The organism is Rhodoferax sp., from assembly GCF_014859475.1.
Lineage (GTDB): Bacteria > Pseudomonadota > Gammaproteobacteria > Burkholderiales > Burkholderiaceae_C > Rhodoferax.
In genome coordinates this window covers 1-10,450 of the sequence record NZ_JACUUE010000086.1, presented here as the reverse complement: position 1 = coordinate 10,450, position 10,450 = coordinate 1, and the positions used below count along the sequence as shown (strand labels likewise).

The 10,450-nt window shown below is 60.8% G+C and carries 9 protein-coding genes; 1 reads left to right on the top strand and 8 read right to left on the bottom strand.

What is annotated here, in order from left to right:
- Positions 1-154: 154 nt before the first annotated feature.
- From IBX54_RS08940 to IBX54_RS08905, 8 genes are all read right to left on the bottom strand, one after another.
- Positions 155-778, bottom strand: a complete 624-nt coding sequence (locus IBX54_RS08940; protein ID WP_296542314.1) for a Crp/Fnr family transcriptional regulator — start codon at positions 776-778, stop codon at positions 155-157.
- Positions 779-908: 130 nt separating this feature from the next.
- Positions 909-1,625 (bottom strand): ABC transporter ATP-binding protein, encoded by a 717-nt coding sequence (locus IBX54_RS08935; protein WP_296542313.1) that lies wholly within the window; start codon positions 1,623-1,625, stop codon positions 909-911.
- 1 nt (position 1,626) lies between these two features.
- Entirely contained in the window at positions 1,627-2,397 is a 771-nt protein-coding gene (locus IBX54_RS08930) for an ABC transporter ATP-binding protein (RefSeq protein ID WP_296542312.1), read from the bottom strand.
- A 68-nt stretch (positions 2,398-2,465) separates the two neighbouring features.
- Positions 2,466-3,551, bottom strand: a complete 1,086-nt coding sequence (locus tag IBX54_RS08925; protein WP_296542311.1) for an ABC transporter ATP-binding protein — start codon at positions 3,549-3,551, stop codon at positions 2,466-2,468.
- An 11-nt stretch (positions 3,552-3,562) separates the two neighbouring features.
- Positions 3,563-4,492: a branched-chain amino acid ABC transporter permease gene (locus IBX54_RS08920; protein WP_296542310.1), complete on the bottom strand. Its 930-nt coding sequence runs from the start codon at positions 4,490-4,492 to the stop codon at positions 3,563-3,565.
- A gap of 213 nt (positions 4,493-4,705) precedes the next feature.
- Positions 4,706-5,995 (bottom strand): replication-associated recombination protein A, encoded by a 1,290-nt coding sequence (locus tag IBX54_RS08915; protein WP_296542309.1) that lies wholly within the window; start codon positions 5,993-5,995, stop codon positions 4,706-4,708.
- A 56-nt stretch (positions 5,996-6,051) separates the two neighbouring features.
- On the bottom strand, positions 6,052-6,711 hold the full coding sequence (gene lolA, locus IBX54_RS08910; protein ID WP_296542308.1) for an outer membrane lipoprotein chaperone LolA: 660 nt from the start codon (positions 6,709-6,711) through the stop codon (positions 6,052-6,054).
- 283 nt (positions 6,712-6,994) lie between these two features.
- The gene (locus IBX54_RS08905) at positions 6,995-9,340 is read right to left on the bottom strand and encodes a DNA translocase FtsK (protein ID WP_296542307.1); all 2,346 of its coding nucleotides are present in this window, start codon (positions 9,338-9,340) and stop codon (positions 6,995-6,997) included.
- Positions 9,341-9,405: 65 nt separating this feature from the next.
- On the opposite strand from IBX54_RS08905, the gene trxB reads away from it, so the two are divergent.
- Entirely contained in the window at positions 9,406-10,356 is a 951-nt protein-coding gene (gene trxB / locus IBX54_RS08900) for a thioredoxin-disulfide reductase (protein ID WP_296542306.1), read from the top strand.
- Positions 10,357-10,450: the final 94 nt, after the last annotated feature.

Here is a 10,450-nt window from a genome sequence, read left to right as displayed (position 1 = left end):
GGTCCGTGTGCGGTATCGGGCCGGGTACGGATGGCTCGCGATGACGAAGTCTCTGCTCAAGGTCCATGTGCGGTTTCCGGCCGGATACGGCGGGCTCGCGATGACGCTACCCTTTCATGATTTGGGGCGTCGCTGCGGATTAAGTTGGTTGGGGTCAGACGCCGGCCAGCGAACGCAGGGCGTTGGGGTTGACCAGGTTGAGCACGCGACCCGAGCCGCTGATCAGGCTTTGCTCGCGCAAATGGCGCAGTACGCGCGAGAAAGTCTCGGGGGCGATGCCCAGTTGCACCGCAATGCTGCGCTTGCGCTGGTGCAACTCCACCGCCATCTGGCCCTGGGCGCCAGACTGGGCATGGCTGAGCAGCCATTCGGCGCAACGCGCCTCGGCATCCTTGGCCAGCCGGCTCACGGCGAACTCGGTTTGGTGGCGGTGCGCCATGGCGACGTCGGTCAACACGGCTTGAGCGGCTTCAGGCAGGTCGGCAATGCCTTGGCGAAAATCGTCCATGCTGACCTGGCGCAATTGCACCGGGGTGTCGGCCAATGCGTCCACCAGATGCGGCAAATTGAGCACGGCCGAGCTGGCATCAAGCCAGCAGGGGCCTTCGAGCACGCCAATCTGGTGTTCCATCACGCCATGCTCCAGGACGCCCAGTGCAACGCGACCGCTTTCAATGTAACTGACCCAGTCGGGCGCTACACCGCGCTGCTGCAGACACTGTCCACGCGCAATATTTCGGGGCTGGGCGCCCGGATCAATGGTATTTACGGTAAACATAGACGCTACTTTGCAGCGCCGGGACCGTCTAAAGCTTGAGGAATGTCAATAAATATTAAAAAACCGTCTCGTGGCAGGGTTTCTCTATCCTGACAATCAGAACGCCCGGACAGAGGCCAATCTACCAGCCTTACTCCCCGAGGTAGGCGGCCCGCACCTTGGGATCATGCAGCATGGTTTTGGCGTCGCCGGTCATGGTGATCAGGCCCGAGTCCATGACATAACCGCGGTCGGCAATGGCCAGCGCGCGGCTGGCGTTTTGCTCCACCAGCAAAATGGTGACGCCCTGCGCATAGACGTCGCGCACCACTTCAAAAATCTTGTCCACCATGATCGGTGACAAGCCCATGGAGGGTTCGTCGAGCAGCAGCACCTTGGGGCGGCTCATCAGGGCGCGGCCCATGGCCAGCATTTGCTGCTCGCCGCCGCTCAAGGTGCCTGCCAGCTGGTCCTTGCGCTCCTTGAGCCGCGGGAAGATGGTGAACACCTTGTCAATGTCCTGCAGGATGTCGGCTTTGTCATTGCGGATGAAAGCGCCCATCTGCAGGTTTTCGATGATCGTCATGCGGGCGAAGACGCCCCGGCCCTCGGGCACCATGGCCAGACCTTGCTTGACCAGGTCCCAAGGGCCCTGGCCGTGTATGCTCTTGCCCAGGTACTCGATGTCGCCATCGCTGATGGGCAGTGAGCCGGTGATGGCTTTCATGGTGGTGGTTTTGCCCGCGCCATTGGAGCCGATCAGCGACACCAATTCGCCCGAGCACACTTCAAAATCAATGCCTTTGACGGCCTGAATGCCGCCGTAAGCCACTTTGAGACCTGTGACTTTCAATAAAACTTCGGCCATGTCAGTGTCCTCCGGTGCCAAGGTAGGCTTCAATCACTTTGTCGTTGCGCTGCACATCGGCCGGCGTGCCCTCGGCAATCTGCTTGCCATAGTCGAGCACGGTGACGCGGTCACACAGACCCATGACCAGTTTCACGTCGTGCTCGATCAGCAAAATGGTGCGGTTGTCGTTGCGGATTTTGTCGATCAACTCACGCAGCATCACCTTTTCGGTGCTGTTCATGCCGGCAGCGGGCTCGTCCAGCGCAATCAATTGTGGGTCGGTGGCCAGGGCGCGGGCAATCTCCAGGCGCCGCTGGTCGCCATAACTCAGGGTGCGGGCCTTGTAGTCGGCCAGGCTACCGATACCCACATAGTCCAGCAACTCCTGTGCGCGCTGGGCAATGGCGGCCTCCTCGGCCTTGAAACCTGGCGTGCGAAACACCGCGCCGAGCAAGCCCGAATGGGTGCGCACGTGGCGTCCGACCATCACGTTCTCAAGCGCCGTCATTTCGGCAAACAGGCGGATGTTCTGGAACGTGCGGGCAATGCCGGCCTTGGCCACCTCGTGCACCGCGGTAGGCCGGTAGGGCTTGCCGGCCAGCTCAAAAGTGCCGGTGTCAGGGGTGTACAAGCCGGTGAGCACGTTGAAGAACGTGGTTTTGCCTGCGCCATTGGGACCGATCAGGCCATAGACCTGGCCGCGTTTGATTTGGATGCCCACGTCGCTCAAGGCTTGCAGGCCGCCAAAACGTTTGGAAACGTCGGCCACGTTGAGTACGGTGTCTGTCATGTGATTCCTTGTTCTGTCAGTTCAGCTGGGTCGCTTGCTGATGGCAAACTTGCTTCCAGCGTCTGGGCTCAGTTCTTGGTGGTCGCCAATGATTTGCCATGCTCGGGTGACGGCCACAAACCGCGCGGGCGCAACAACATGACCGAGATCATGGCCAGCGCAATCAGCAGCTGGCGCAAGATGGAGGCATCAAGCCGGCCCCCGGTCATGTTTTGCAGCGGCCCGGCCACATAGCGCAAGACCTCGGGCAGCGCCGACAACGCCACCGCCCCCAAAATGACGCCCGGCAGGTGGCCAATGCCGCCGAGCACCACCATCGAGACGATCATGATGGACTCCATCAGCGCAAAGGATTCTGGCGAGATGAAGCCCTGGAACGAGGCGAACATGGCACCCGAGACGCCGCCGAATGTGGCACCCATGCCGAACGCCAGCAGCTTGAGGTTGCGGGTGTTGATGCCCATCGCCTTGGCGGCAATTTCGTCTTCGCGTATGGCCATCCAGGCGCGGCCCACGCGCGAGAGTTGCAGCCGGTGCGAAATGATCACACTGATCACCACCAGCGCCAGGAACAGGTAGTAGTACAAGGAGACCGACGCAAGCGTAAAACCGAAGACATCAACCTTCTTGCCCATGCTCAGGCCAAAGAAGCTCAGCGAATCGATCTGGCCAAGGCCCTTGGGACCGTTGGTGATGTTGACGGGGTGGTCCAGATTGTTCATGAAGACGCGAATGATTTCGCCAAAACCGAGCGTCACAATGGCGAGGTAATCGCCGCGCAGCCGCAAAGTGGGCGCGCCCAGCAACACCCCGAGCAGCCCCGCCAGACCGGCGGCCGCCGGGATCACCAGCCAGATCGGCAAATGCAGACCATCGGGAAACATGGCGGCAATGGCGGGAAAGGTTTCGATCAGGTGCGGCGAAGCCAACAGCGCGTACATATAGGCACCGATGGCGAAAAATGCCACGTAGCCCAGGTCGAGCAAGCCGGCGTAGCCGACCACAATGTTCAGCCCCAGCGCCAGCAACACGTAAAGCAGCGCCATGTCGGCAATGCGCACCCAGGCGTTGCCAAAACCCTGCAACAGTATCGGCAGCACCAGCAAACCCAGGGCCGCCAGCAAAAAAGCGATGATCTTTTTTTGTTGTGTCATGCTCGTTCTCCTTAGGCTCTGTCCGCCACCCGTTCACCCAGCAAGCCCGAGGGCCTTAAGGTGAGCACGATGATCAGCACCACGAAGGCAAAAATGTCCGAGTAGTGGCTGCCCAGCACACCGCCGGTGAGTTTGCCGATGTAGCCGGCCCCGAGCGACTCGATCAGGCCCAGCAAAATGCCGCCAACCACGGCACCGGCCAGATTACCAATGCCGCCAAAAACGGCAGCGGTAAAGGCTTTCAGGCCGGGCAAAAAGCCCATGGTGTGCTGCACCGTGCCGTAGTTGGCAGCCCACATGACACCGGCAATGGCCGCCAGCACAGCACCAATCACAAAGGTGGCCGAAATCACCACGTCAGGCTTGACGCCCATGAGCGCCGCCACGCGCGGGTTTTCGGCGGTGGCACGCATGGCACGCCCTAGTTTGGTGAAGTTGACCAGGTACATCAGGGTAGCCAAAGCACAGGCCGTGACACCCAGAATCAGCACCTGCGTGACCGAAATGACCGCGCCGCCGATCTCGTACGGGGTTCCGCCAATCAGGTTCGGGTAAGGCTTGTAATTGGGTTTCCAGATGATCATGGCCACCGTTTGCAGAAAAATCGACATGCCGATGGCGGTGATCAGGGGCGCCAGGCGCGGGCTGTTGCGCAAGGGCCGGTAAGCCACCTTTTCGATGGTGAAGTTGAGCGTGGCCGCCACGATACAGGCTATGACCAACGCAATCAGCAGAATGATCCAACCCGGTGCGCCCGGCATGGCCTCCTGCATCAAACCGATGATGGTCCAACTGGTCAAGGCACCCACCATCAGTACCTCGCCGTGGGCGAAGTTGATCAGGCCAATGATGCCGTACACCATGGTGTAGCCCAAAGCGACCAAGGCATACATACTGCCCAACACCAGACCATTGATGATCTGCTGGATCAAGGTTTCCATACTTGTTCTTTCTCCGATTTTTGGCCGGTAGGTGCATCAACACATGTGCTGACCCGTTATGTAGCCTTATGAGCCTTGCCGGTGTGCTGGCAGCCAGCCTGTCAGCGACGTATTTGAGTGGGCAGATTGTAGCCACGCACATGCGCCATCAAGGTGCATCTTCAGCCCGGGTTTACCCTTGCCACAAAGCCTGCATGCAAATCTGGCGCCAGCTCAACGCGCTTGCGAATTGCGCTCCCTGAGCGCGCGCAATTTTTCGGCAATCCTGATCTCCAGTCCGCGCTGCACCGGCTGGTAAAAGCCTGGCTCGGCCATGCCGTCGGGCAGGTAGCGCGCACCGGCGGCGAAGGCATCGGCTTCGTCGTGCGCGTAGCGGTAGCCTTTGCCGTAATCGAGTTCCTTCATCAATTTGGTGGGCGCATTGCGCAGTTGCATGGGCACCGGCCGTGTACCATCTTGCTTGACAAAGGCCTTGGCCGCATTGAACGCCTTGTAAACGGCGTTGGACTTGGCTGCCACCGCCAGATAGACCACGCATTCGGCCAGCGCGAGTTCACCCTCGGGGGTGCCCAGGCGCTCATAGACCTCGGCCGCATCGAGCGCCAGGCGCAGCGCGCGCGGGTCGGCCAAGCCGATGTCTTCGCTGGCCATGCGGATCATGCGCCGCGCCAGGTAACGCGGGTCAACCCCGCCGTCGAGCATGCGCACCAGCCAGTACAGGGCGGCATCGGGGTCAGAGCCGCGCACGCTTTTGTGCAACGCCGAGATGGTGTCGTAAAACTGTTCGCCGCCCTTATCATAGCGACGCATGCGCTCACCCAACACCTTGAGCAGCCAAACGTCGGTGATGTCGGCACGCTGCTCCTGCGTGGCAGACACCGCCAGCGTTTCCAGCGTGTTGAGCAGGCGCCGTGCATCGCCATCGGCATAGGCCACCAGGCGCTCGATGGCCTTGGGCTCAATCGCGGGCAAGGCCTGCATTGACTGTGCCTTGTGCACTATTTTCTGCAAGTCTTCAAGCGTCAGGGGCTGCAGCACATAGACGACGGCGCGCGACAACAGGGCCGAATTGACCTCGAACGACGGGTTCTCGGTGGTCGCGCCAATAAAGGTGAACAGGCCGCTTTCCACATGCGGCAAAAAAGCGTCCTGCTGGCTTTTGTTGAAGCGGTGCACCTCATCGACAAACACCAGCGTGCGCCTGCCCTGCTGCTGTGCCAGTTGCGCTTTTTCAACCGCCTCGCGAATGTCCTTGACGCCACCCAGCACCGCGCTGATGGTGATGAACCGGGCATCGAAGGCATCGGCCATGAGCCTTGCAATGGTGGTCTTTCCGGTGCCCGGCGGCCCCCAAAAAATACAACTGTGCGGCTGGCCCGACTCAAACGCCAGCCGCAAGGCCATGCCTTCGCCCAGCAAATGCTGCTGACCAACCACCTCGTTGAGTGCTTTGGGGCGCAGGCGCTCGGCCAGCGGTGTGTGTTGAGGTGGCGAAGGTCTCATGGGCCGTGATTGTGGCGCATCTGCGCCGACCATCGGCCATCTACCCATTGAGCAGCTTACTGCCGAATCAAGTCCGCGCCCTTTGGTGTGCTGAACTGGAAACTGCTCGCCGTCATGGGCGGGTTGGCCTTGAAGTCGGCAAAGGTCAGCACCGAACGCTGGCCAAAGTTGTCCAGTATTTCCAGCACCGCCAGCGTGGTCGCCGCCGCATTGGGCTCGCCTGCGGTGCTGAAACCGACCCGCACCGACTGCAGTTGCCCGTCCTTTGACTTGGGGGTGGCCAGCACCCATTGCAAACCGTCCTGGTCGGGCGCATCCGTCAGCACAAAATCAGCCTGCAAGGCTTGCACGTCGGCCGCCGAGGCGATCAGCGCGGCGGGCGTTGAGCCCAGCACCGCGGCTTGCTTGCGCGCTGTGACCTGGTTCAAATCGACGTCGTGCAGCCACAGCGTCTGGCCATCGGCAACGATGGTTTGCACGAAGGGCTTGGCGTAGTCGAAGCGGAACCGGTTGGGCCGGGCAAATTCAAACTGACCGCTGGAGGTCTTGACCCGTGGCGCCTGCCCTTCGCGGGCGGGCGAGGTCACCACCTGGGTAAACGTGGCCTGGCCGGTTTTGACCGTCTTGACAAAAGTCTCCAGGCTGCTCAGGCCGCCAGCGCTGACGCCGTGGGCGTACGCCATCGTTAAAAATGCCGTCAATAAAAAACGTTTCAAGGCTGTCCTTTTGTGTGTTGTTGAACTACTTCAAAGCCGTGCGCTCATTGCGATCCAGCCGTATCAAGTCCGATACCGCACGCAGACCTTGAACCGTCATCGCGAGCCTCCCGTATCGGCCCGATACCGCACACGGGCCTTGAACCAAGACTTCGTCATCGCGAGCGTAGCGCGGCGATCCATGACTTCCGGGTGCATGGATTGCTTCACTGCGTTCGCAATGACGGGGATAGTTCGCAATGACGGAACCTGTTCATGGAAAGCAAGGCGCAGTAACTCAGGCCTATTCGCTGCGGGCGGGCACCAGAATCTCACGCTGGCCGCTGTTGCTCATGGAACTGACCAGACCGGCTTTTTCCATGTCTTCCACCAGCCGCGCGGCGCGGTTGTAGCCGATTTTCAAGTGGCGCTGCACCAGCGAAATGCTGGCCTTGCGGTTTTTCAGCACCACTTCGACGGCCTGGTCGTACAGCGGATCTTTCTCGCCACCCGCACCGCCCTCGCCCATGGCATCTTCATCACCGTCAACAGTACCACCTTCCAGAATACCCTCAATGTAATTGGGCTCACCCTGGCTCTTCAGATAAGTGACCACCCGGTGCACTTCGTCGTCGCTGACAAAGGCACCGTGCACGCGAATCGGCAGCCCGGTGCCGCTGGGCATGTAGAGCATGTCGCCCATGCCCAGCAGCGCCTCGGCACCCATCTGGTCCAGAATGGTGCGGCTGTCGATCTTGCTTGACACCTGGAACGCAATGCGGGTGGGAATGTTGGCCTTGATCAGCCCGGTGATCACATCGACGCTGGGGCGCTGGGTGGCCAGAATCAAATGGATGCCGGCAGCGCGGGCCTTTTGCGCCAGCCGCGCAATGAGCTCCTCGATCTTCTTGCCCACCACCATCATCAGGTCGGCCAACTCGTCGATCACCACCACGATGTGGGGCAGGCGCTCCAGCGGCTCGGGTTCTTCTGGCGTCAGGCTGAACGGGTTGCCAATGGATTCGCCGCGCGCTTTGGCCTCGTCCAGCTTGGTATTGAACCCGGCCAGGTTGCGCACCCCCATCTTGCTCATCAGTTTGTAGCGCCGCTCCATCTCGGCCACACACCAGGTCAGGCCATTGGCGGCCTGACGCATGTCGGTCACCACCGGACACAGCAGGTGCGGAATGCCCTCATAGACCGACATTTCCAGCATCTTGGGGTCAATCATCAACAGGCGCACGTCATGCGCCTCGGCCTTGTAGAGCAGGCTCAAAATCATGGCGTTGATACCCACCGATTTGCCCGAGCCCGTGGTACCGGCCACCAGCACGTGCGGCATTTTGGCCAGGTCGGCCACCACCGGGTTGCCAATGATGTCTTTGCCCAGGCCCATGGTCAGCAGCGACTTGGCCTCATGGTAAGTGTTGGAGCCCAAAATCTCGGACAGCTTGATGGTTTGCCGCTTGGCATTGGGCAACTCCAGCGCCATGTAATTCTTGCCCGGAATGGTTTCCACCACCCGGATCGACACCAGGCTCAGACTGCGTGCCAGGTCCTTGGCCAAGCCAACGATCTGTGAACCCTTGACACCGGTGGCTGGCTCGATCTCGTAGCGTGTAACGACCGGGCCGGGCTGCGCCAGCACCACGGTCACCGCCACACCAAAGTCCTTGAGCTTTTTCTCGATCAGGCGGCTGGTCATCTCCAGTGTCTCGGGGGCCACAGTTTCCTGACGCAACAGCGCGCCATCGAGCAAATCAACCTGGGGTAGTTTGGTATCTGGCATTTCCTGGAACAGCGGTTTCTGGCGCTCTTTGGCCACGCGCGTGCTTTTGGGCACTTCCACCACCGGGGCCTCGATCACAATGGTCTTGGCTGGATGCTCCTGACGCTCCTGGCGCTCCTCCACCAGAACTTCCTCGCGTGCCCGCGCCGCTTCCTGGCCCAAAGAAAAATCCTGCGCCAGTTCACGCTGCTCACGCCGGTCTTCAATCTTCGAATACAGCCAGGCACCCAGGCGCTCGGCCAACTGGCCCCAGGAAAACCTGAATACCAGTGCCGAACCCAGCACCCCCGCCACAATGGCGGCCAGGGCCGACCCCACGAACCCCAGCCAATGCACGCCCAGCGGCCCCAGCCAGAACCCTAGAACGCCACCCACATGGCCGGGCAATTGGGCCTCCAGGCTGTAAAAACGCGACCATTCCAGCATCACGCTGCCACCCAGCAGCAGGGCCAGTCCGCTCCAGAAAGCAATATGCCAGCGGATTCTCGCGCTAAGCTTTGAAGTGGTCGAGGCGTCTTCACGCGCCATCTGCGCCTGGCCACGCAACCAGCGGGCCAAGGCACTCAGCCAAACCCGCACTCCCGCCGCCACGCACCACCAAACCGAGAAACCCAAGAAGTAATAGCTGGCATCTGCGATCCAGGCGCCCAATTGCCCCCCCAGATTGAGCGGCACCGCCACCGTGCCCGAAGTGGACCAGGCAGGATCCTGCGGGGTGTAGGTGAGCAGCGCCATGATCCACAGTGTCAACGCCACAAAACCCAGGATCAAGCCAATTTCATTGGCAAAACGGACCAGCCCGGTGCGCGCCAGACCATCCTCTGCCGCGGAAGGATTAAAAGTATTGAGTGAATAAGTCATTTCCGTTTTCTTTAAACTCGAGCCTAATATACACGGCGCAAGCCCCTACAACCCAAGGTTTTAACATGACAGACACCCGACACACCCAGGTTTTGATTCTGGGCTCCGGCCCGGCCGGCTACACCGCCGCCATTTACGCCGCACGCGCCAACCTCAAGCCCTTGCTGATCACCGGCATCGCCCAGGGCGGGCAACTCATGACCACCACCGAGGTGGACAACTGGCCCGCCGATGTCGATGGTGTGCAGGGCCCGGACCTGATGCAGCGCTTTTTGGCACACGCCGAGCGCTTCAAGACCGAGATCGTGTTCGACCACATCAACAAGGTCGATTTTTCCAAACGTCCGTTCACCCTGACCGGCGACAGCGGCAGCTACACCTGCGACGCGCTCATTCTGGCCACCGGTGCCTCGGCCAAATACCTGGGCCTGCCCTCCGAAGAAGCCTTCATGGGCCGGGGCGTTTCAGGCTGCGCCACTTGCGACGGTTTTTTCTACCGCGACGAAGACGTCTGCGTGGTCGGCGGCGGCAACACCGCCGTCGAGGAGGCGCTGTATTTGTCCAACATCGCCGCCAAGGTCTATCTGATTCACCGCCGCGACAAGTTCCGTGCCGAGCCCATCCTGATCGACAAGCTGATGGACAAGGTGGCTGCCGGCAAGATCGAGCTTAAAACTTTCAGCACGCTCGATGAGGTGCTGGGCGATGCCAGCGGCGTGACCGGCGTGCGCCTCAAAAATGTCAACACCGGGGCCACCGAAGAGCTCACGCTCAAGGGCTGCTTCATTGCCATCGGTCATGCGCCCAACACCGAAATTTTCCAGGGCCAGCTGGACATGGCCGGCGGCTACCTCATCACCAAGAGCGGCAATCAGGGGTTTGCCACCCAGACCAGCGTGCCCGGCATATTTGCAGCCGGCGACGTGCAGGACCACGTCTATCGCCAAGCCATCACCAGCGCCGGCACGGGCTGCATGGCCGCTTTGGACGCACAGCGCTTTCTGGAACAAGCCTGAACGCAGCCATAGCGCACAGTCATTGCGAGCCATCCGTACCCGGCCCGATACCGCACACGGACCTTGAACCGTCATCGCGAGCGAAGCGCGGCGA

Coding starts and splice junctions, on each gene's coding strand:
- IBX54_RS08940 (WP_296542314.1), bottom strand. CDS start 778: ATGTTTACCGTAAATACCATTGATCCGGGCGCCCAGCCCCGAAATATT.
- IBX54_RS08935 (WP_296542313.1), bottom strand. CDS start 1,625: ATGGCCGAAGTTTTATTGAAAGTCACAGGTCTCAAAGTGGCTTACGGC.
- IBX54_RS08930 (WP_296542312.1), bottom strand. CDS start 2,397: ATGACAGACACCGTACTCAACGTGGCCGACGTTTCCAAACGTTTTGGC.
- IBX54_RS08925 (WP_296542311.1), bottom strand. CDS start 3,551: ATGACACAACAAAAAAAGATCATCGCTTTTTTGCTGGCGGCCCTGGGT.
- IBX54_RS08920 (WP_296542310.1), bottom strand. CDS start 4,492: ATGGAAACCTTGATCCAGCAGATCATCAATGGTCTGGTGTTGGGCAGT.
- IBX54_RS08915 (WP_296542309.1), bottom strand. CDS start 5,995: ATGAGACCTTCGCCACCTCAACACACACCGCTGGCCGAGCGCCTGCGC.
- IBX54_RS08905 (WP_296542307.1), bottom strand. CDS start 9,340: ATGACTTATTCACTCAATACTTTTAATCCTTCCGCGGCAGAGGATGGT.
- trxB (WP_296542306.1), top strand. CDS start 9,406: ATGACAGACACCCGACACACCCAGGTTTTGATTCTGGGCTCCGGCCCG.